Here is a 21,725-nt window from a genome sequence, read left to right on the forward strand (position 1 = left end):
GGTTACCGAGAATGCCGGTGAAGGGTCGCGAGAGTCCGCGCAGCCGGCGTCAATTTTGTGTAGCGGGAAGCCTAGGAAATCAGGGGATCTCCCGTCGTCCCGCGCTAGTTCTATCAAAACCTGCGCGCAGACCGCGCAAGGGTTCCGGCTCTGTCGGGCATCGAAGCTTATTGAGAAATAGACATCTCGCGTTCTTGAGGTCTCCATCCACTTTATGGGACTACCGCCTTGGGTGTTGTATTGGCCAAGACGAATGTTGAAGGGTGCAAAGTGCTCTGGCCCCTTCGGCTCTGGCATATCAGCAGCGGCAGCGCCGCCAAGAGACAAACAAGCCGTGGCAAGCGCGACGACGACCGACTTCCAGAGAATCGCCATTCACCCCTCCGTCGTCTTCGACGCCACCACCGTACGCCGAAAACTCAGCCTGCCGCAATGACTGCGGCACGTCGCACTTGAAGACGCCTATGGTAAAAGGGCGTTAGCCATACCCTGAGATGTCACATGTCCATCATCAACGCAGTCGGGCCGTGCTACAGGAAAGACCTTCCTAAGCGAGTTTCGCGCCTGAGGCTGTTCGAGGACTGGCAATCGTCAAGTGGTGAATGACTGCTCCGGCTCCCGGTCGCCGCGTGAGGAAGTGCCTCCGGTGTTCGCCATCGCTCCGCGTTGAGGAAGTACCTTCCAGAGGATGAAGGCTTTCCGTTGCCGGACTCAGCGCAACGTCAATGCCGAAAGTAAATTAATGTAGCACAACGTCAGCAATGGTTGCCCACCGGTTCATGCAGCTTCCCATACTTGATTCAGTATCCTAGCTGCGAGGGCGGCTTTGTCTTGTGGCAAGAAGCGGCCATAGTGTTTAGCCACCATGTCGGGGGTGTCCTGAATCGCGTAGCTCGCCTGCTCGTAGGACCCAGTCTGCTTGAGAATGTGGGTCGCAAGCACGTCGCGGACGTTATGGGGGCCATGAGGCAGGAGGCCGGGAATAGCGCCGCGTCGGGTATAGGGATTGTAGATTCCGTAACGCTGGATAATCAGTCGCCACGCTTCGTAAAAAGTCGTTTGGTCGTAGGCCGCATCCTTGCTTGTCGCTTTTACCGTCTTGACGAAGAAGGTTCCTGGATCGATGCCGTCGGCAAGCAAAACACGGCGGTGACGGCCAACATAGGCCTCGATCTGCTCGTAGAGCCCGCCAAGATTTGGCAGGACAAGCCGAAACGGCTTGCTCCCGAAAAAGGATGAGTTGGCGTTCTTGAACGCTACCGAGGGGATGAGGACCTCCCAGCCACCGTCTCGCTCGCTACAGCGGATTTCTCCGCGCTTCAAATCAGCAAGCTGGCGTTCAGAGCGCGGCAAATGACCAGGTGCACAAACCATCAATTGCCGTAGATTCTTTTGCCGAAGGCCCAGGTGAAGTCCCAATCGCAACATCAGAAAAGATCGAACTGCCTCGGCTGCGGCTCGACGATAGAAGCGTTCATCTGGCATCATACGAAGGATTTCTTCGGTGATTTTGCGATATGAGCCGACCGGGCTTTCGGCTTCGAGCACCGGCATGATTGGTTCAAACGGGTCGCGATGGACGCGGGCGACGCGCTGGATTTCTTTCACCCGGAACGTCGCATGTTTGAAATAGACGTCACAGGCATCGTCCCAATCCGCCTTGGCGCGATCGATATCAATTTGTGAAATCAAACCGGGCACGGGTCGAACCCTCGTTGCAAGGTTTTGGTGTTGCCGCAGCCAACCGGTATCCTTCCTGGTCAGGGCGAGCGAAATACGCAACATGTCCACTTCCCAGGCAGTGTAGAAACCGCGTCGCCGCTCGCGCCATTGCACGTACCAGTCCCAAACGGACGGAAACACCAGCATCCCGAATGATAGATGCTGAAAAGGAACGCCGCAGCCCCGAACTGGTCCTTTCGGGTGTGCAGCTAGGGCACCAAACATCAAACCGAGGTGCTCGATCTTCTGTGACGTGGTTTCCTCGCCCCAAACGCCCTGCCGCTGAAGGCCAAACACCGTAAGCGTTGACGCCTTGAAGCGGATAAGCTCGGCCATTTCCATTGCCAGCGTAGGCGGCGCATCGATCACACCCGAGAACAAGTCTGGGTCTGTGAACGATCCCTCGCCCGAATCGCGAACCCGGAAGTCTTCAGTGTCATCGCGATCGGCTAGATCGGTTTGGCCATAAGATACGCCTGGAAATCGTATTGCATAACGCTGCTTGATAGCCGCCGCCTGAAAGCGTCGATAGTCGGTTGAGCCCGAGATGATCACGCGACGCACCCATTCCAAGATTTCTTCCTGTTCGACAGTTGGGCGCGAGTTGAAATCGTCGGGAAGATGCCATGCCAGACGTCTGCGTTCAGCCGGACCGATATCGTCGAGCATATGCCCGGTCGCTGAACGTGCGCGGTGCGGGAGCTTCCCTTTGAAGTATCCCTCTGGGAGGCGATACCTACGTTCAATCCGACCGAGAATCTCGAAGCTTGTTACGCTGCGAGGCACCTTGGTTCCTGAAAGCCAGTGGCGGATCGTGGAGTGATCGAGCGTCTCACCTTCCTTCACCACCGCACGATGCAAATGCCAATAGCTGTCACCATGCCGTCGCATATGAAGTTCCAGTGCTTCCTGGAAAGCTTGCGGGTCCAACCACCCCGCAAATAGCGGCGTTGGAAACTCCTCGATCTCGCGAGGTTTCATCCCGGGCTTCTGGCCCAAGTGCCGCCGTTCAGGGTATGGGGAAGCAGTGACTGGCCTAGGCTGAGTTGCTGCCTGCTTCGCCTTTGGCGGCTTAAATGAGGGCTGGACATCCAGGTGAGCCATTGCCTTAGAGGGCAACACTGCCGGCCTGCTTTCCGACTTTGGGGCATTCTTCAGTGCTCGTGAGATCGCATCAAGGCCGGGCTCAATTGCCTTTCTCGCCGCGCGGATGTGTTCATGAGAGATGTCACATTGAAGGGCAATAACGTCCCAATCATACCCCCGGCTTCGGGTTGGTGGACGTTGGGCGGTCGTGATTAGACCTACTATGTAGGCTCGCACTCGCTCCACCTCATGAGGCGGCAACACCGGTGCGACGCGTACTCGACAAAAGTCCGACAATTTTCGGACCAACAGTTCCGGATTCCAAATTTCAGGCATGCACTTAGACAGAAAGGATGAGCCGCCGTGGCAGCGAGGCAGGGCCGGCGACCCTTATCCGATTCGTTGGTTACCTAAAGAGGTTTGTGCAAAGATGGCGCCCGCTCGGAGCGGGCGTTTAATTACCCACAATGTTAGGAGAGCGGACCCGCCAGATATTAGGTAATGCGGAACAAAAGGAGCGTGTGGACTGCGAACAAGGCCTCATGTGCACGTCAGATCAACGACGTAAAAGCCAGTCTTGGAAGGAGCTGGACTTTGCCTGTACCAAAACTGCACCTTGGCCTGCCAATGAAATTGGCGGAATGAACGAAAGAGCAACACGAATGCCACGTCGAACATGAAGAAAGTCTTGCAATACGCCTAACGCTTCAGGGGATTCCGAATGATAAGGAGACGGTCAGGGTTGCAAAGTGGCACCCACAGCTCGGCTTATTGCGTAACCAAGCGCGAGCTTTGCCCCGATGCTCACGTGCATGCGTATCCATCCGTTCACTTATACCTAGTTAGACCACTTGAGATTCCGCTATGAAAACGCGAGAATAGCCCGTCCAAAATGGCGCAGTGTCCTGATTTCCGGGGGGATCACGCAGTGGCTGCTTTCAAATTCAGAATTGTGCTCTTTTTGCTGCCGCTATTGCTTCCTTTTCGCGTATCCAGCGCACATGCGGATTTCTTCGAGAAATATGCCGGAACGGCCTTTCAGGTCACATCGCGATATTGTTCCAAGTACTCATGCGGAGACACCGCAACCTTTATTATTTCTGTTACAGCGAACGGAATAGCCACACGAGGATATCCCACACAATTCAAGGGTCGAGTTAATAAGCAGAAAGACTACATTAATGAAATCCACAGTCTAGGTGATGACGGGTTCGAGATAAGCACTTATGCGTCCAGTGGAGAGAAATTTGAATCTTTCACCAGATACAGATTCTCTGGTGGTAAATGCAGCGTAACGTTTTCTAGCAATCAGCTAACGGGCAATGTCTCTTGCAAAATTCTCCAGAAGCCGAAGAAAGTTGAGCAGACAAAGGACAACCCCAAGGCCTGTCGAGCAATAATGGAAGTCAAGGCAGAAATCGAAGCGCTGATACGCAAAGAAAAGGCGCAAGGACCATGTGATGTACGTACACTCCCCATTTCGCAGAGAATAACTAAGCTCAGCACAGGCATTAAAGGTGCAGGCTGCGCTTCCAAGGTGATTGAGATTGATGGGGTTCTTAAAACACGTGGCCCAACCTGTTCGGACTTATATCAACGAGAGCACACGCCCAGTGGCGACGGCGGGGTACGCGGCTAGCTAGTTTCAGTCCATAAACAGCACATGGTTGCCTTGGACCTGCGATCGCATTGCAGATTAGGGAATCGGCTTTGGTGAGTAAACACTTTGAACAGGGGGTGCCGTCCATCGCTTCGCTCAGCGCACCCATTGCCCCAATGGCCGAGAAGGGCAAAATCAATACATTGATGCTGCACGCGCCAGCTTAAAGCGTCCTACGCTCGGCTGGCATTGAAGTCATCGCCCAGCCAAGGCGACGTGGCATCGCCCTCACGAACCAACTGGTTCCGCCGCCCCGAAGCCACGTGTGTCTGCAAGTCAGGCTCGATCCCGTGTTGCCCGCTATCGAGCGGGGCAAGGATATTTTTCCATCAGCGCGGACAGCATATGCATAGGCATCAAGTCGGAGGCATCCGACGCGAGTGTATCATGTTGCGAGATGTATCTTCTCAATGTCTCGATATATTCATCCGTCGATATCACATGAGAAGCCGACGGACAAAAGAAGGGCTCATTGCGATCGACGGCAAGTCTCGCGTTGGCGCGACTCAATGACAGGCCTGCCACGCGAGCAATCAACCTGACGCCGGGGTTGTCTGATTCGCGTAGAAAGTCCGCGACCGATTCTTCTGCTACCGCCACATTGGTTGCCGAAAGCCATAGCAGCAGGACAGTGTGGAGTGCGATTACGTTCCTTCCGTATTGCCTTGGTGCGTGCATTCAGGGCCTCCCTACGTCGTTCTAAGATGGTAAAAAATTGCCTGTGGTCGTCTGCACGACTCGACGGCGGCAAGCGCGCCCGCAAGAACCGGGATCACTCCAGCGAAAGGGAGTGGCCAAGCCATACCTCGATCGACTTCAGGGTGATCAGCGACCTCTGGTTGATACAGTCCACGGCCTCGTGTGCTTCCGCGACATAGGCCCGTATCGCCGGGTTCCGGATGCCCTCCCGCAGCGCCCTGTGCCGCAGCTGCTGAAAGGCGCCGTACCTTTCGAGAACCCCGTCCTGTAGGGCTTCGTCCGTCGAGTAGGACCCGGAACTTGCGCACTCGCATGTCCTTTGCAGGTAAAAACGCTTGAGTTCGAGGCAGCTGATTTCCTCCCAGATGGGCGCGTAGTTCGCGAAGGTCTGGCAGCACAGCAAGTTTCCAGCGAGCTTGCGCAGGCGGGAGGCGCAACTGCCCACATCGACCTGCGGTCCTTCGCCCCAGCTTGGCTGCGAATTGCGAAGTGTCGCGATCTTCGAATCGAGATCGCTGAGGACTGTCGCAAGGTTCGCCCTGCACTCCTTCCTCTCCTGCGCCTTGCGCGGCTCGGGATCACCGAAAGGGTTCCGCGTGAGGTCGAGGTCGGGAAACTCGGTCTTCGTCCCCGATCGCTTGCCGAGATACAGCTCGTCGATGACGGCATCGTAGGCGTCGCCGGCCTCGGACGCCATGGGTCCGGACACATCCGGCAGACGGATTAGTTCCTTGACCGCCGCAGCGGCATGCTTGTAGTTCGAGCCGGCTTCTTCGTCCGGATCGGCCTCGTCCGGCGAAGCTTTGGATTTCTTCGATGTGACGACTGCTTCAGTGCTCCCCGGAGCCTTTTTGGCTGGTCCAGCCCGCGGGGCGACGGGCGGCGATGATGGGGCGGCCGACGACTGGGCGGCCCCCATCCTGTACAGGAGCTGCCCGTCGCTCTCGAACATGAAGAACCGGTAATTCCTCGAATGCATCTCCTGCGGCAGTCTCTTTTTTGCGAGAATGCATACCGCTTCCGCTTCCGATCCTACCGTCTGTTGCCAGTTCCTCTGAATGAAACTGGCTACGTTGCGTTGAGTTGGCGTGCCATCAGCTGGCAACGTGCTCATGGTGAAAGCCTGGCCATCTAACGCCCGGCAATCGAAAGCGCTCATAAACGCGCCTGCCTGACCTGGCATCATCGCCCAGGCCACGGCCGCCGCTCGGATAAGGAATTTCAGCATGTCCCCGCCTGACTAATTTCGCTCTATGCGAGCCTCGGCGATCGCTTCCAGCTCCGCAGGAAGCCCAATCTCCAGGGCTCGACGGTACCACCTCTTACTGAGTTCACTCAGGTCGAAGTCTTCGCCCCAAACTCCTCTGTCTGCCTCGGCATTATAAAACCAAGCCAACGGCGAAGTCGGGTCCAGTCGCAGCCCGAATTCGAAGAGAACCTTCGCCCTCGACGCGTCGCCGCCTTGCATGGAGGCAAACGCCGCGCCGAAAACAAGGCGCGCATTCTCCTCGCGATCTTGCCACGCGCAGGGGGCAACATATGCACGAACGTCATTGTCCTCCGGAACTAAAATTGGATTCGTGGCAGGACAGGCGGTGCCACAAAAGCGGACTGCCCACAGCCTGGAGCGCGGAATGTCGATCTCCGCAAAGTTTCCGTCAACCATCAGCCCCAGCTCAAGGCCATCGCGGACACGCGTCGTGGAGCGCAGGGCGAGCATTGTCGGCCTGCGAGCGACGAAATCTTCCTCCCCGTTCCTGGGGAACCGGATGACGAACGGAGGAGCATCCAGTAACACGTATTTTGCATTGCCTGTCGGAAGGCAGTCATCCCGTGCGGGGTCGAAGATCGGCTCCGGCTGGGCCGCCGTCCTATCTTCCCATGTTCCATCGGCCGATACCCAGACAAGCCTGCCGAAGCGCTGCTCCGACACGTAAGCCGCCGCCGCCCCGACAATGACGGCGCAGGCCATGGCCGCTGCAAGCTTTGCTGCCCCCTTGATGACCATAGATCCTCCACCCTGTTATTGGCAGCGATATTGCTTTTGCTGGGCATCGAACGCAAGCGCGGACCGTTCTGGCCGGGCCTGAGCCCTGGGCAAGCGGTCGCGCCTTTGTCCTATGGGAGGCGCGTCGGTCGGTCCATTCGCGAAACTTCTTCTGCTACGCGCCTCGGTAGCCCTGACTCCAGCCGACGCCACCGCTCCGTTGGCGGCTTGCCGCAACATTAGTGTCGGGGGCAGATTAATGTCGCACAATGTCAGCAGGTTGTGTCCGCCGGCCGCCGCTACCTCCAGTGCCCGCTTGGCGGTTTCCTGGCCCTTGATGTCTGCGAGATCGGGCAGGTCGCGCGCCGCGGCATGGATGCCGGCTTCGGGGCGAGACAGCACCTGCGTGCCTCGGAAATGATTGGCGATGGCGATCAGGCTGCGCGGCGCGAGTATGTCGAAGTCCTTGCCGGCCCAGGCGGCTTCCGGGCCGCAGGCGAAGGGGCAGATCAGGCCCTTGCCTTCAGAATTGGCCCCGATCGCCGCCGGCAGGGCACCGGCGACGGCGGCAATGGTGCCGTCGAGCGAGAGTTCGCCAAGCACGACATAGCCGGCCAGCATGTCGCCCGGAATGGCGCCAAGCGCCGCCATCAGGCCGAGCGCGATCGGCAAATCGTAATGGCTGCCCTCCTTGGGAAGGTCGGCAGGCGCCAGATTGACGGTGACCTTCTTGGACGGCATCGACAGGCCGGAGGCATGGAGTGCCGCCTGCACCCGCTCGCGGCTTTCGGCCACCGCCTTGTCCGGAAGGCCGACGATTTGAATGCCGACCTTGCCCGGCGCGATCATCACCTGCACGTCGACTGGCACGGCCTCGATGCCCTGGAAAGCAACCGTGCGAACCCGCGCCACCATGTTTTGCCCCCGGATCTGGGCTTGCCCCAAGCCTTTTGCAATCAGGCCGTGAAGGGCCTGGGCCGGAGACAATCACAATTCCTCGGCTAAATCAAGAACATTACAGGAACACGCAATCGCTTAAGTTGTGGCGCGATTGTCTCCGGTTGCAAAAACGGAATATGGTTAATACAAAATGAAAACGGCTACTTCCGCTTGGCCTCCACCGCGTCCCAGAACAGGCTGGCGATGTCGGCGCCGCCGAAGCGTTTGACTTCGCGCACGCCGGTCGGCGAGGTCACATTGATCTCGGTCATGTAGTCGCCGATGACGTCGATGCCGACGAGGATGAAGCCGCGTTCCCTCAGTGCCGGCCCGATGCGGGCGCAGATCTCGCGCTCGCGCTCCGTCAGCTCGGTTTTTTCGGCGCGGCCGCCGACATGCATGTTGGACCGGGAATCGTGCTCGGCCGGCACCCGGTTGATGGCGCCGACCGGCTCGCCATCGATCAGGATGATGCGCTTGTCGCCCTTGCGCACGTCCTTCAGGTAGCGCTGCACGATGTAGGGCTCACGGAACAACTGGCCGAACATTTCGAGCAGCGAGGCGAGGTTGCGGTCGGCCTCCAGCAGATGGAAGATGCCCGCGCCGCCATTGCCGTAGAGCGGCTTGACGATGATGTCGCCGAATTCCTTGCGGAAGGCGGCGACCTCCTGGGGATCCTTGGTGATCAGCGTTTCCGGCATCAGGTCGGAAAACTCAGTGACGAAGATCTTTTCCGGACTGTTGCGCACCCAGGCGGGGTCGTTGACCACCAGCGTCCTGGGATGGATGCGCTCCAGTATGTGGGTGGTGGTGATGTAGTTCATGTCAAAGGGCGGATCTTGTCTCAGCAGGATCACGTCCATCTCCGACAGGTCGGTGCGCACCTTCTCGCCCAGCGAATAGTGGCTGCCCTTTTCGTCGCGCACCTGCATCTCCTCGATGCGGGCGAACACCTTGCCGTCGCGCAGCGACAGCCGGTCGGGCGTGTAGTGGTAGAGCTGATGGCCGCGCCGCTGCGCCTCCAGCGACAGCGCGAAAGAAGTGTCTCCGGCGATCGACACGGTGGAGATGTGGTCCATCTGGACGGCGATTTTCAGCTTCATGGCAGGTCTCCGGCGGCTCGGATGGGCGATTGCCTTGCCTGTACAGGCTCGCCCGGCGTCTGCCAATCGCGACATTTTGAAGATTGGCATCAGACAACCGCAACCCGGCCCCATCTTCTTATTGGAGACGCCTCCTGACTGGAGATGCGGCCGGTGCAGACAAGGCGAACTGGCGCGTCATCGCTTTCTTAAGCCTTGCCGTGCCAAGGTAAGCCCGAATTCGCCCGGCCGAGCTGACGCAGCACCGGGCATTCAATGGAACAACGACCGATGAACGCCGTCACCGCCATCCGCGCCGCCGCGACCAAGCAGCTCGAACTCACCATTCTCATGCCCTGCCTCAACGAGGCCGAGACGCTGGCCGTCTGCATCGGCAAAGCGAAAGCCTTCCTCGACGAGGCGGGCATTTTCGGCGAGGTGCTGATATCAGACAATGGCAGCACCGACGGATCGCAGGCGATTGCCGCCGAAAACGGTGCCCGTGTCGTGCCGGTGGCGCAAAAGGGCTATGGCGCCGCCCTGCTGGGTGGCATCGCCGCCGCCAAGGGCCGCTTCATCATCATGGGCGATGCCGATGACAGCTATGACTTCGGCGCGCTGCAAGCCTTCGTTGCGCGGCTGCGCGACGGCGCCGACCTGGTCATGGGCAATCGTTTCCAGGGCGGCATCGAAGCCGGCGCCATGCCGCCGCTGCACCGCTATCTCGGCAACCCGGTGCTGAGCTTCGTCGGCCGCCTGTTCTTCCGCATCAAGACTGGTGATTTCCACTGCGGCCTGCGCGGCTTCAACGCCGACAGCATCAGGAAGCTCGACCTGCAGACGATAGGCATGGAATTCGCCAGCGAGATGGTGGTGCGCGCCGCCCTTGCCGGGCTGCGGATCGAGGAAGTGCCGACCACGCTCAAGCCCGACGGCCGCAGCCGGCCGCCGCATCTCAGGACCTGGCGCGACGGCTGGCGGCACCTGAAATTCCTGCTGGTCTATAACCCGCGTTGGATTTTCTTCATTCCCGGCGTCGTGCTCGCCAGCCTCGGTTTTTTGTTCGCGGCGCTGCTGGTGTTCGGGCCGCTGCGCGTGATCGACAATCTGTCGCTCGACCTCAACACCTTCGTCGCTGCCTGCTTCATGATCGTCACCGGCGTCCAGCTCATCACCTTCGGCGCGATTTCGCGATATTATGCCGAGATAACCGGTATCCTGCCGCCAAACCGCCGTTCCGGCTGGCTGACCAGAACCATCAGCACCGACCGTTTGGCCGCCAATGCCGGCATCTGCTTTGCCGCCGGCGTGCTGTTCTTCGGCTATGCCGTGGCCCGCTGGGCGCATCTCGGCTTCGGCCCGCTCAACGATTCGGAAATCCCGCGCATTGTCGTGCTCGGCTTGAGCCTGATCGTCATCTCGTTGCAGGCCTTCTTCTCGGCCTTTCTGCTCGGGGTGCTGGAGATCCCGGTGAAAAGACTGAAAGCTGGCCAGGCCAGCCGACCAGGCGAATCCGTCGCGTCTGCTGAAAAATGAACGGGCTTGTGCGAAAAATCGCCGCGGTACGGCTTATCCGGTTCGTCGTGGTCGGCATCGGTGCGGCGCTGCTGTTCTTTATAATGTCGTGGGCCTTGCTATCGGCTGGCTTGCCGCCATTTGCCGGAAGCGTCATCGCCTATGTGCTGGCGTTCGTAGTGGCGTATTCCGCACAACGTGGCTGGACATTCGAGGGACAGCACCACCATGGCCATGCATTGCCCCGGTATCTCGTCGCGCAGCTGGCCTGTGCGGTGTTTGCGGGTCTGTGCGCCCATGTCGCGGTGTCGATGTTTTCCGCGCCGCCGATAGTCATGTCAGCCGTCGCCACGCTCGCCGCGGGCGCGGCGAGCTATGTCCTTTCATCCGTCTGGGTATTTCGCGACGATCAAAGAGCCGCGTGAAGACGTTCGGCCGCGGTCCGCGAGTTACCGCAGCGATGCGACGAAATGCAGACCCCTGTCGAACAGGAGGTTCGCCGGAAAAGGATATAGCGACAGGTTTTCGCGCCAGCTCCGGGCTTTGATCCCGACCTGACCGAAAATCGCCTCCCACTCCCGCTTGGACAGATAGTTGTAGGGCAGCCTTACATCGTGCCCCTTGTTTCCCACCCAATCCATGAACCTGAGTGTGCCGTGGGCAAAGGACCCGTCTCTCAGATGGTCCTTGATGACAACCCCCTTCCGGGCGACCCTTGCGGCTTCGGCGACAAGATCGCCGGGACGGTCCGTGTGGTGGAGAACGTCGACTATGGTCACCCAGTCGAACGACCCGGAAGCGGCCGGAATCGTAACGCCGTCGAAAATCTCCACGGGGATGGCCGTATGCGGCCGGACAAAAACATCGATCCCGCGAAACGTCAGCCCCGGTTTCCTGTCCATCACTGCCTTGGCGAGCGAGCCATCGCCGCAGCCGAGATCGAGAACGGTGCCGTCCGCCCCCAGCATGGCGCCGATATGTTCGGAAAGGACCCTGATGCGGCGTTGAAACGCTGCCCGGCTATGGGCAGCGTTCAGGATCTTCTTCTCGACCGCTATAACGCTCATGCCAGCATCCAGGACCGAATTGCCTATTTCGGGAACATATTCGTGAATGGCAAACAAAGCGTTTCGCGACATGGATTGCCCTTCGCAGCGCAAGGCGGGCTTAAGGTTTGCGCAGTGAGTTCGCGCTAGGTTTCTTTGCTCGCTTCTCTTTCGTGAAAAGGCCGTCCCGTGGTCCCTGTCGCCGCCATGATGTCCGTCAAGGCCACGTCACGCCCGCGATGGCGCAACGACCTCGCGTTCGCGCTCATCGCTGTGCTGGTGTTGGTTGCCATCAACGCCTGCACTGGATTCCGGGAATTGACCGATGCCGGCGGCGACAATGACAGTCTGCTGCGGCTGGTCGAGGTGCGCGACCTTCTGGCCGGCCAAAGCTGGTTCGACCTGCACCAATACCGGATGGGCCTGGAAGGCGGCTTCGTTATGCATTGGTCGCGGCTTGTCGATGCGCCGATCGCCGCCATCGTGCTCGCCGTATCGAGCCTGACCGGCAACACGACCTTTGCCGAGAACGTAGCGCAAGTAGCGTGGCCGGCATTGCTCTTCGGCCTGACCATGGTCTTCATCATTCGCGCCGCGCGCCGCTTTGCCGGCGATGGCGCGGTACTGCCTTCTGTCATCGTCGGCGCGGCAGCGCTGTACTTCATCGGCATCTTCGAGCCGGGCGCGCTCGATCATCATAACGTCCAGCTGATGCTGACCGTCGCCAGCCTGGGTTTCTTGCTCGAAGCATCTGTATGCCGACCGGCGGCTTTCCTTGCCGGCCTGTGCACCGCGCTGACCTTGGCCGTCGGCATGGAAACCGCCCCCTACGTTGCCGCCCTCGGCGTTTGCGTGGCGGCTATGTTTGCTGTTGACGCAGCCGGTGAAAGAACGATCGCCAGGGATTTCGGCCTTGGCTTTGCCGGCGTTGCAGCACTTGTCTTCGTGGCCACCATCCCGGCATCGGGCTGGAGCCAGACACAATGCGATGCCTTCTCGGCGATGCAGTTCGTGGTGGCGGCCCTTGCCGGAACCGGCCTTGCGGCGATCGCTTCGATCGAAGCGGCGGTCCGCACGCCGGGGCGGCGCCTGTTGTCGCTCGGCGCGCTTGCGTTCGTGCTCGGCGCGGCCCTTCTTTTACTGTTCCCGCAATGTCTGGCCTCCCCATATGCGGGGCTCGATCCTCGCCTGAAGACGCTATGGCTCGATCATATCGACGAGGCTCAGTCGCTGTTCAGCATAGCCGTCCGCGATCCCGCCGAACTGGCGGCGCGCTATGCCACGCCGCTGGTGGCGATCGTTCTGATGGCGCTGCGCCTCGGCAAAGGCAGTTGGGGGCGGCAGGATAGCCTTGTCGGCGTGCTGCTGGTGGTGGCGTTCCTGGTCAGCGTCTGGCAAGTACGCGGCTCGACATTCTCGATTGCTTTCGCAGTGATCCCGCTATCCGGCTGGATCGCCAAATGGCGGCAGCGGGCGGAAACCAGCCCGTCGCGCGGCCCGGTGCTGCGGATGGCCGCGGCGTGGCTCATTTCGGTCAATTCGATTTGGTCAGGCGCCGCCCAGGCGGCGTCGGCGGCGCTCGCAACCGGAGCAAAAATCACCAGCGACGACGCCGGCGCTGATCGGTCCTGCCAGGCCAAGGCCTCCTTCGCCGCGCTCGCCCGCATGCCCGACACCACGGTGCTGGCCGTCTCCAATCTCGGCTCGCCGATCCTGGCCTTTACCGGCCATCGCGCGCTCGCTGGGCCCTACCACCGCAACGTTGCCGGAAACCTGCTCGTGTTCGATGCCTTGCTGGGCTCGGCCACTGACGCGAAAGCCGTCGTGGCAAGCCATCGTGTCGGGATTGTCGCGCTCTGCCGCGGCAACCCCGAAACCAGGCTTCTCGAAACCAAGGCGCCTGACGGCTTTCTGGCCGGGCTGATGCATGGCAGTGTGCCGGATTGGCTGGAACCGGTGGCGGAGACCCAGGGCGCGCCGCTGGAGCTCTATCGCGTTCGCCTCGCCGGTTGAGAATCCGCGTGAGCGAGGACGCCCTTGAGCCCGGGCGGCTTTGCGGAGGGCAACGCGCTTTAGCGGCGAAAAATCAATTTTCCCGATACGTTTCCTAAAGGGTTTGCTGCCAGTCTCGGGAATAAATTCCGACTTCGAGAAACAGGGACACCGATGCAAACTTCGTTTGGCACCGGTCAGGCAAACAGGGAGAGCACGGATCTGGCATTCACCGATCCGTTGACCGGGCTTGGCAACCATCGCCGCTTCTTCGACAAGGTCGATCGCCTGATCAGCGACCGCGCCGACGATCCCGCGCCCTTCACCGTCGGCATTCTCGACCTTGATGGCTTCAAGCCGATCAACGATCTGTTCGGCCACAAGGCCGGCGACGACATCCTGATCCAGGTGGCGATGCGGCTGCGCGCCTCGATGGACGGTCATTCCACCGTCTGCCGCATCGGCGCCGACGAATTCGCCTTCCTCTATCCGCTGGTGTTCAGCGAGGAGGCGGCGGCCGAAAAGTCGCGCATGCTGATCGAAATCCTGTCGGCCCCTTACGATGTCGGCGAACGCACCGCGAGGCTGTCGGCCTCCGTCGGCTGTTCGCTGTTCTATTCCGGCGACGAGACCACCGAGATCCTTATCAACAAGGCCGAAACGGCGCTTTACCACGCCAAGCGGTCCGGCCGCGGGCGGGTCGTCGTTTATACCCGCGAAATGGAAGAGGCGGCCAAGCGCGTCACCCGCATCGAGCAGGCGCTGCGCCGCGCCGTCTCGGCCGGCGAGGTGGAGCCGCATTTCCAGCCGATCGTCGACCTCACCACGCGCCGCACCATCGGCTTCGAGACGCTGGCGCGCTGGACCGACCGCGATCTCGGCTCGGTGCCGCCGACCGTCTTCATTCCGATCGCCGAGGAGCGCGGCATCATCGGCCCGCTGTCGCAGCTGGTGCTGCGCAAGGCGACCGAGGCGGCGAGGAGCTGGCCGAAGGACCTGTTCCTGTCCTTCAACCTGTCGCCCTCGCAGCTCGTCGACCAGAACACCGGCCTGCACATACTGGCGATCCTCGACCGCACGGGCTTCGATCCGCGCCGTCTGGAGATAGAGATCACCGAGACCGGCCTGATGAACGATCCGGCCTCGGCCGCGCAGATCGTCGAGGACCTGCGCCGCGTCGGCATCCGCGTTTCGCTGGACGATTTCGGCACCGGCCAGTCATCGCTCGGGCGGCTGCGCGAGTTCCATTTCGACAAGCTCAAGATCGACCGCGCCTTCGTCTCCTCCATTCTCGATGACCGCCCGTCGGAGCACATCATCCGCGCCATTCTCGCAATGTGCGAAGGGCTCGGCATGGATGTCGTCGCCGAAGGCATCGAGGAAGAGGCGCAGGCCGACCGGCTCGTCCAGTTCGGCTGCGCCGGTGGGCAGGGCTATCTGTTCGGCAAGCCGGCCGATGCCGATGCCACGCTCGGCTATCTCCGCGACTCCTTCCGTGGCGCCCTGCGCGCCAAGGCGATCTGACCGGGCGATTGGCCCGTTCCGATCGAGGCTGGTGCCATGCGTGTGCGCGGCCTCCAGGCTTTTTGTCAGACATAAGCCGGAAAATCCGTCTTTTCGCCCTTGCCCGCCGGACCGGTCTGGCTAGGATGCGCGCCGGTCAACCCGGGAGACGAAAACCATGATGCCATCGGCACGTTTTGCCGACCTCGAAGGCGCTTCGGTGCTGATCACCGGCGGCGGCTCCGGCATCGGCGCTGCATTGACCGAGGGTTTCATGCGCCAGGGCGCCAAGGTCGCCTTCATCGACATCGCCGACAAGCCCAGTACCACGCTTGCCGACCGCATCGAGAAAGAGCTCGGCCGCCGGCCGCTCTACCTCAAGACCGATCTGCGCGACATCGAAGCGCTGCGGGCGTCTGCCGCGAAGGCGGCCGAAGCGCATGGCGACGTCACCGTGCTGGTCAACAACGCCGCCTGGGACGAACGCCACGCCGTCGAAGACGTGACGGTGGAGTTCTGGGACAACAACCAGGCGATCAACCTCAGACCGCATTTCTTCACCGCGCAGGCGGTGGCATCTGGCATGAAGCGCACCGGCGGCGGCTCGATCATCAACTTCACCTCGACCTCCTACCTGATCAACCATCCCGACATGCCGGCCTACACCGCGGCCAAGGCGGGCATACTCGGCCTCACCAAGGGTTTGGCCGGCAAGCTCGGGCCCGACCGTATCCGCGTCAACGCCGTCGCGCCCGGTTGGGTCATCACGGAACGGCAGCAGGAACGCTGGGTGACGGAGCAGGCGCTTGCCTCTCATGTCGCCAAACAGTGCATCAAGGACGTCATGCGGCCGGACGATTTGGTCGGCACCGTGCTTTTCCTGGCCTCGGATGCCTCGCGCATGCTGACCGCGCAAATGCTGATCGTCGACGGAGGTTTCCTGTGAGCCCCGGCTTTGCCAGCCCCGGGGGTTCCGGCAATGTGCCGGCGGTCGCGGCGCTCGATTGGGGCACCACCCGGCTTCGTGCCTGGCTGATCGACGGCGGCGGCAAGGTGCTTGCCGAGCGTCGCGGCGACGACGGACTGATCACCGCGCGCGAGAAGGGCTTTTCCCGGGTTCTCGAGGGTCATCTCGCCGCCATGGGCGCGCCCGAAACGCTGCCCGTCATCATCTGCGGCATGGCAGGCTCGCGCCAGGGCTGGCTCGAAGCGCCCTATGTCAACGTCCCGGCGCCGATCGGCGCCATCCTGGCCGGCGCGGCCCGCATCCCGGGGGAGAGCCGCGACATTAGCATCGTGCCCGGCCTTGCCCAGCGCCTGGCCGATGCGCCCGACGTCATGCGTGGCGAGGAGACGCAGCTTGCCGGCGCCGGTTTGCCGGCAAAGGGACGTGAAATCGTCTGCATGCCGGGCACCCATTCGAAATGGGTTCTGGTCGAGGACGGCGCCGTTGCCGGTTTCGGCACCTGGCCGACCGGCGAGCTGTTCTCGGTGCTATCCGCGCATTCGATCCTGCGCCATTCGCTCGGCGAGCATCCCAAGCCGGTCGACCCGCAGAACCCTTTCTTCCGCCGCTGGTGTGGTGCGGCGTTGACCGAAGGCGGCGACGTCACCGCAAAACTCTTCTCGATCCGCGCCGCCGGTCTGCTCCAGGATATGAAGGCCGACGATGCCGCGGCCTGCCTGTCGGGCCTGCTGATCGGCGGCGAGATCGCCTCGGCGAGGCGCCGCCAGGCCGCGGGCGCAACATCGGTGGTGCTGATTGCCTCCGGCGCGCTCGCGGCGCTTTATCGGCAGGCGCTTGGCCTGGCCGGGCTTGGCGTGCGGACCGTCGACGCGGACGGGGCGGTGCGTGCCGGCCTGGTCGAGGCGGCGCGCGAAAACGGCATGATCGCCAGAACCGGAGCTTTGGCATGACCGAGACCGCACCCTTTCCAAAACTCAAGCGTGGCCTGGTCGCCATCCTGCGCGGCCTCAAGGCAAGCGAGGCGATCGCCATCGGCCAGGCATTGTTCGATGCCGGCATCGAGGCGATCGAGGTGCCGCTGAATTCGCCCCAGCCGTTTTCGTCGATCGCCAGGATTGTTCAAGTGCTGCCGAAAACCGCTTTGGTCGGCGCCGGCACGGTGCTGACGGCGGCCGACGTCGACGGCCTTCACCAGGCCGGTGGAAGGCTGCTGGTCAGCCCCAACGTCGATGCCGAGGTGATGGGCCGCGCCGCGCATTACGGCATGGTCACCATGCCCGGCGTGTTCACGCCCACGGAGGCTTTCCTGGCGATCCGGCTCGGCGCCTCGGCGTTGAAATTCTTCCCGGCCAGCGTGCTCGGCGCGTCGGGCATTTCCGCCATCCGCGCGGTGCTGCCGGCTTCGACATTGGTCGGCGCGGTCGGCGGCGTCTCGGAGAAGGACTTTGCCGGCTACAAGGCGGCCGGCGTCACGGTTTTCGGGCTTGGTTCCAGCCTGTTCAAGCCGGGCATGAGCGTCGACGACGTGGCCGCGCGGGCCCAGGCGGCGGTGACGGCCTGGGACGCGGTGTTCGGCGGAGACGCAGGATGAGCGAAGCGATCGTTTCGGTTTTTTCCGACCATGTCTGCCAGCTCGGCGAGGGGCCGAGCTACGACCCCGCCACCGACACGCTCTACTGGTTCGACATCGTCAAGGGCCATCTCCTGGAAAAGCGCCTGTCCGGCGGCGCGGCCCAGGTGCACGAGCTTGGCCGGATGGCCAGCGCTATCGCCATCATCGACGACAAACGCCAGCTGATCGCCACAGAAACCGGGCTTTTTGTTCGCGACGTCGCCACCGGCAGGATGACGCTGCACACGCCTGTCGAGGCCGACAATCCGGTCACCCGTTCCAACGATTCCCGTGTTCATCCCTGCGGCGCCCTTTGGACCGGCACGATGGGCAAGGGCGAGGAGAAGCGCGCCGGCGCGATCTACTGGTTCTTCAAGGGCGAATTGCGCAAGCTGTTCTCCGACATCACCGTGTCGAACTCGATCTGTTTTTCCGCGGACGGCGCGCTCGCTTATTACACCGACACCTCGACCGGACTGTTGATGCGTGTTCCCTGCGATCCGGCGACTGGCCTGCCGGCAGGCGAGCCGAAGGTGTTCGTGGATCACCGGTCGGCCAAGGGCTTTGTCGACGGTTCCGTGCTCGACCGCGACGGCATCCTGTGGAATGCCGTCTGGGGCGGCAAGGTGGTCAAGGGCTACGCGCCCGACGGCAAGCTGGTGCGCACGATCGCCATGCCGGTGACGCAGCCTTCCTGCCCGGCCTTTGTCGGCAGGAACGCCAGCCGGCTGGCGGTTACCTCGGCCTGGCACGGCAAGGACGACAAGCAGCGCCAGCTCGACCCGCAGGCCGGCATGACCTTCCTCCTCGACATCGAGGTCAATGGCCGGTTCGAGCCGCGCGTGCTGATCGCCTAGGGCATCTCTATATTCAGGTGATGCCGGCTCGACCTGACTTGAGTCTCGCTACCCCGATGCACCGCGTCTGACGGGATCATTCGGCCGGCTGTCACGCAGGCGTCCGGCCCGCGTCGGTTTCGCGAAAGCCTGGTGCGTTCGCCATGCGATGGTGTGGAATTGCACCATTGGGAATCATGTCATGTCCAGCCCAAGGCTGATCCTCGTCCATGAGCCGGAAAAGGCCTGCCTCGAGCGGCTCCTCGCCGATGGCCACGCGCCGGAGCGTGCCGCCGAAATCGCTTCTTACCTGGCGCAATCGACCGATCTCGCGCACGAGTTCGACGCGCTCGCTTCTGCCTTCAAACGGCGCGATCTCGGCTTCGCGGCGGTGGAGCTGGACGATGCCGCCGATATGCTCGCCAAGGCAGATCCGGCGGCCACGCTGGTCTGGACGCTGACCGACGGCATCGCCTATTTCCGGGGCGGCGCGGCGCCTGCGCTTGCCAGGCTGAACGGCCTGAAGACGATCGGCGCCGAGGATTCGCTGTTCGCGCTCTGCCAGGACAAGTTTCGCTCCGGCGCCGTGCTCGGTGCGCTCGGCCTGCCTGTGCCGCAGGCCGGCCTGGCGCGCAACGGACAATGGCTGGTCGAGCCGCCGGTTTCCGCCGCCGGCTGGTTCGTCAAGCCGAACCGGCTCGGCGCCAAGATCGGCATCTGGCCGGATTCGCGCTGCGGCGATATCGGCCATGCGCTGGAGCTTAGCCGGCGTGTTTTCGCCGCCTATCGCGACGACGTCGTCGTCCAGCCCTATGTCGCCGGCCGCAACGCGCGCGCCAGTTTCCTCGGCCTGAGGCCGGACACCGGCGTCGAAGCGCTCGGCGTCGCCTTCGTCGAGTCCGGCGGCGATTTCCAGACCATGGAAGACAGCCTGGCGCTTTACGGCGAGACCGGCGAGGCGGCGAAGGCGGCGGGCAAATACGCCGAGCCGCTTCTGCTTCCGGTCGCCGAAAGCCAGCCGGTGGCCGATGCAAAAGTCCGCGCCATCGCCGAGCGGCTGATGACCGGGCTCGGCCTGCGGGACGTGTTTTCCATCGATCTCCGGATCGAGCCCGACGACACCGTTCACCTCATAGAATTCGAGGTCTGCCCCGGCCTGCCTTGTTTCGATTTCCGCGCCTATTGCAGGTCGCAATGGGGGCTGGGGCTTGCCGACGCCATGGCGGAAACCGCCGCGAACCGGATGACCCGTTAAAGTGCGGCAAGATTGCCTACCGTACGCTATCCCAAAGGCATTCGCTCGAATGCCTGCAAGGAGGGATCGATCCTGTCCCAGGCATGGCCGCGGATGGCATATGTGACCACCTGCGGATTGAACTGGCCGGGATCGTCAAGGCTGGTCGCGTGAACCGCTATCAGGTCCGGCCTTGCGACTTGCGTCAGGTAGACCGGCGTTCCACAGGTCGGGCAGAAGGCGTGGATCTTTTCGTTGCCGCTGTCGCCCGCCACCCGCCAGGTGCTCGCTTCGCCCGTTACCGTCACATCGGCTCGCCGGGGGAAGGTCAGATAGGAGCTGTGGCCCGTGCCGCTTCGCTTCTGGCACTCGCGGCATTGGCAGTGGTTTTCGAAGATGGGTTCGCTGCTCGTTTCATAGCGGATCGCACCGCATGCGCATCCGCCGGTGTAGCGTTTGGTCATTGTCGTTTTCCCGCAGTCGGATTTGCTGGTCAGGCCGATTTCGGTTTGGCGAAAATATCGATGCCGCTGCCGGTTTCCAGGAAGGATTTCATGCTGGACAGCACCGCCGGCCATCCCTGGCTGACGCCCTTCGCCATGCCGCTGCCGGCTTCGAGTTCGTCATGGCTGACGGTCAGCCGCACCATCGTGTCGTATTCCTCGATGGCGAACGTCACCCGGCTGTATTTCGACGGATCGTCGGCCTGCGAAGCGTTTGCCCAGGTCATCACGAGGCGCGTCGGCGGCGAGATCTCGACAACCTTGCCGACCAGTTCGACGGTGCGCTCGTCATTGGCGCGGATATGTTCCCATTTCGATCCCGCCTTCCAGTCCGAGACGTTCTCATGGCCCCAGTAACATCGTGCGATGTCGGGCCTGGTTATGGCCTCGAACACTTTTTGCGGCGTCGAGCGGATGTAGGTCACGTAGACAAAGCTGGTCGTCTCTGCGGTCATTTGTCTTCTCCTTCGAGTTCCTGTTTCAGGTCGTGCAGCAGGCTGAGCCGCTGGCGTTCGAATTTGCGCACCCAGCGCTCGTAGACCTCGTGCAGCGGCACGGGATTGATGAAATGCAGCTTCTCGCGGCCGCGTTTGACCGTGCTCACCAGATTGGCCGCCTCCAGCAGGTCGATGTGCTGGGTGGCGGATTGCCTGGCCATATCGAGATGTTCGCAAAGCTGGCCCAGCGTCTGCCCGTTCTTCTCGCACAGAAGATCAAGCAGCCTTCTGCGTGTCGGGTCGCCCAGCGCCTTGAAAACCTTGTCCGCGTCCATCGGGTTCACTCTGATATGACGCCATAATATGCAGGTAAATACCTGCATGTCAACTGGTGATCAGCGGCATCGCAACTACCCGTGCTAAGGGCTGTTCGAGCGTCGATTGCTGAATGCGTTGTGCGCCGGCCATGTAGCGGCCGTTGTCGAACGGCTGCGCCGGTCATCGCTCAAGTATAGCCGGTGGAGGTGCCGCCTGCTGGGCCAGGCTGCGGGATGTGAAGCTCAGGAACTCGTGCAAAGGCCGCGGCCGGCACTGATGCCGGCCGCGATAAGCTTCAGACGCCTTCGACCAGCACGATCTCGCCGTCGGCGACCTTCTGGCGAATGGCGGCGGCGCGCTGGTATTCCGGCGAATGGTAGCAGTCATGCGCGGCGGCAAGCGTCTCGAACTCGATGACGACGTTGCGCGCGCGCCCGGCCCCTTCGGCCTTTTCATGCGCGCCGCCGCGCGCCAGGAACTTCGCGCCGAAGCGCTCGAAGGCCGGCTTGGCGGCGGCGACATAATCCTTGTAGCCTTCCGCATCGCGCACATCGACGCGGGCGATCCAGTATCCCTTGGGCATTCTT

Annotated in this window: 19 protein-coding genes and 1 pseudogene; 10 read left to right on the plus strand and 10 right to left on the minus strand. The window is 61.9% G+C overall.

Features of this window, described 5'->3' with window-relative positions; genetic code table 11:
- Window positions 1-777 precede the first annotated feature (777 nt).
- Window positions 778-3,144, minus strand: a complete 2,367-nt coding sequence (locus LB533_RS03530) for a hypothetical protein (protein WP_224676682.1) — start codon at window positions 3,142-3,144, stop codon at window positions 778-780.
- Window positions 3,145-3,736: 592 nt separating this feature from the next.
- On the opposite strand from LB533_RS03530, the gene LB533_RS03535 reads away from it, so the two are divergent.
- A complete protein-coding gene (locus LB533_RS03535) occupies window positions 3,737-4,447 on the plus strand; it encodes a hypothetical protein (protein WP_224676683.1) in 711 nt (236 codons plus the stop codon).
- A gap of 793 nt (window positions 4,448-5,240) precedes the next feature.
- On the opposite strand, the gene LB533_RS03540 is transcribed toward LB533_RS03535, so the two are convergent.
- The 4 genes and pseudogenes from LB533_RS03540 to gshB form a co-directional block, all read right to left on the minus strand.
- Window positions 5,241-6,395, minus strand: coding sequence for a hypothetical protein (locus LB533_RS03540; RefSeq protein WP_224676684.1), 1,155 nt, complete (start codon window positions 6,393-6,395; stop codon window positions 5,241-5,243).
- A 12-nt stretch (window positions 6,396-6,407) separates the two neighbouring features.
- Window positions 6,408-7,175 (minus strand): hypothetical protein, encoded by a 768-nt coding sequence (locus LB533_RS03545; protein ID WP_224676685.1) that lies wholly within the window; start codon window positions 7,173-7,175, stop codon window positions 6,408-6,410.
- Between the two features lie 252 nt (window positions 7,176-7,427).
- Window positions 7,428-8,069 (minus strand): annotated as a pseudogene (locus LB533_RS03550) (magnesium chelatase domain-containing protein); the annotation flags it as partial.
- Between the two features lie 185 nt (window positions 8,070-8,254).
- Window positions 8,255-9,196, minus strand: coding sequence for a glutathione synthase (gshB, locus tag LB533_RS03555; protein ID WP_140514181.1), 942 nt, complete (start codon window positions 9,194-9,196; stop codon window positions 8,255-8,257).
- A 270-nt stretch (window positions 9,197-9,466) separates the two neighbouring features.
- Here gshB and LB533_RS03560 point away from each other — a divergent pair, with 270 nt between their 5' ends.
- Window positions 9,467-10,711: a glycosyltransferase family 2 protein gene (locus tag LB533_RS03560; RefSeq protein WP_140639391.1), complete on the plus strand. Its 1,245-nt coding sequence runs from the start codon at window positions 9,467-9,469 to the stop codon at window positions 10,709-10,711.
- A complete protein-coding gene (locus tag LB533_RS03565) occupies window positions 10,708-11,115 on the plus strand; it encodes a GtrA family protein (protein ID WP_140639390.1) in 408 nt (135 codons plus the stop codon). The genes LB533_RS03560 and LB533_RS03565 overlap by 4 nt, the downstream gene beginning before the upstream one ends.
- 24 nt (window positions 11,116-11,139) lie before the next feature.
- Here LB533_RS03565 and LB533_RS03570 read toward each other — a convergent pair whose 3' ends face one another.
- A complete protein-coding gene (locus tag LB533_RS03570; RefSeq protein WP_224556372.1) occupies window positions 11,140-11,757 on the minus strand; it encodes a class I SAM-dependent methyltransferase in 618 nt (205 codons plus the stop codon).
- A 186-nt stretch (window positions 11,758-11,943) separates the two neighbouring features.
- Here LB533_RS03570 and LB533_RS03575 point away from each other — a divergent pair, with 186 nt between their 5' ends.
- From LB533_RS03575 to LB533_RS03605, 7 genes are all read left to right on the plus strand, one after another.
- Window positions 11,944-13,749: a GtrA family protein gene (locus tag LB533_RS03575; protein ID WP_140639389.1), complete on the plus strand. Its 1,806-nt coding sequence runs from the start codon at window positions 11,944-11,946 to the stop codon at window positions 13,747-13,749.
- A 153-nt stretch (window positions 13,750-13,902) separates the two neighbouring features.
- Window positions 13,903-15,252: a putative bifunctional diguanylate cyclase/phosphodiesterase gene (locus LB533_RS03580; RefSeq protein ID WP_140491655.1), complete on the plus strand. Its 1,350-nt coding sequence runs from the start codon at window positions 13,903-13,905 to the stop codon at window positions 15,250-15,252.
- 157 nt (window positions 15,253-15,409) lie between these two features.
- The gene (locus LB533_RS03585; protein ID WP_140639388.1) at window positions 15,410-16,177 is read left to right on the plus strand and encodes an SDR family NAD(P)-dependent oxidoreductase; all 768 of its coding nucleotides are present in this window, start codon (window positions 15,410-15,412) and stop codon (window positions 16,175-16,177) included.
- Window positions 16,174-17,148 (plus strand): 2-dehydro-3-deoxygalactonokinase, encoded by a 975-nt coding sequence (locus LB533_RS03590; protein WP_140639387.1) that lies wholly within the window; start codon window positions 16,174-16,176, stop codon window positions 17,146-17,148. Before LB533_RS03585 ends, LB533_RS03590 begins: the two co-directional genes overlap by 4 nt.
- Window positions 17,145-17,789, plus strand: coding sequence for a 2-dehydro-3-deoxy-6-phosphogalactonate aldolase (locus LB533_RS03595; protein WP_140639386.1), 645 nt, complete (start codon window positions 17,145-17,147; stop codon window positions 17,787-17,789). The genes LB533_RS03590 and LB533_RS03595 overlap by 4 nt, the downstream gene beginning before the upstream one ends.
- The gene (locus tag LB533_RS03600) at window positions 17,786-18,667 is read left to right on the plus strand and encodes an SMP-30/gluconolactonase/LRE family protein (protein WP_140639385.1); all 882 of its coding nucleotides are present in this window, start codon (window positions 17,786-17,788) and stop codon (window positions 18,665-18,667) included. Before LB533_RS03595 ends, LB533_RS03600 begins: the two co-directional genes overlap by 4 nt.
- A gap of 181 nt (window positions 18,668-18,848) precedes the next feature.
- Window positions 18,849-19,901, plus strand: coding sequence for a D-alanine:D-lactate ligase-like protein (locus LB533_RS03605; protein ID WP_224556379.1), 1,053 nt, complete (start codon window positions 18,849-18,851; stop codon window positions 19,899-19,901).
- A gap of 26 nt (window positions 19,902-19,927) precedes the next feature.
- Here LB533_RS03605 and LB533_RS03610 read toward each other — a convergent pair whose 3' ends face one another.
- The 4 genes from LB533_RS03610 to LB533_RS03625 all read right to left on the minus strand — a co-directional run bounded on the left by LB533_RS03610 (window position 19,928) and on the right by LB533_RS03625 (window position 21,721).
- Window positions 19,928-20,344 (minus strand): GFA family protein, encoded by a 417-nt coding sequence (locus LB533_RS03610; protein ID WP_140639383.1) that lies wholly within the window; start codon window positions 20,342-20,344, stop codon window positions 19,928-19,930.
- A gap of 29 nt (window positions 20,345-20,373) precedes the next feature.
- Window positions 20,374-20,838 carry an SRPBCC family protein gene (locus LB533_RS03615; protein ID WP_140639382.1) on the minus strand — a complete coding sequence of 155 codons (465 nt, stop codon included), beginning with the start codon at window positions 20,836-20,838 and terminating at the stop codon, window positions 20,374-20,376.
- Window positions 20,835-21,155, minus strand: coding sequence for an ArsR/SmtB family transcription factor (locus tag LB533_RS03620; RefSeq protein ID WP_140491640.1), 321 nt, complete (start codon window positions 21,153-21,155; stop codon window positions 20,835-20,837). The genes LB533_RS03615 and LB533_RS03620 overlap by 4 nt, the downstream gene beginning before the upstream one ends.
- Window positions 21,156-21,433: 278 nt before the next feature.
- Window positions 21,434-21,721, minus strand: a complete 288-nt coding sequence (locus LB533_RS03625) for a DUF1330 domain-containing protein (RefSeq protein WP_140639381.1) — start codon at window positions 21,719-21,721, stop codon at window positions 21,434-21,436.
- Window positions 21,722-21,725: the final 4 nt, after the last annotated feature.

It is taken from the genome of Mesorhizobium sp. BR1-1-13 (assembly GCF_020165515.1).
In the GTDB taxonomy this organism is placed as follows: Bacteria; Pseudomonadota; Alphaproteobacteria; order Rhizobiales; family Rhizobiaceae; genus Mesorhizobium.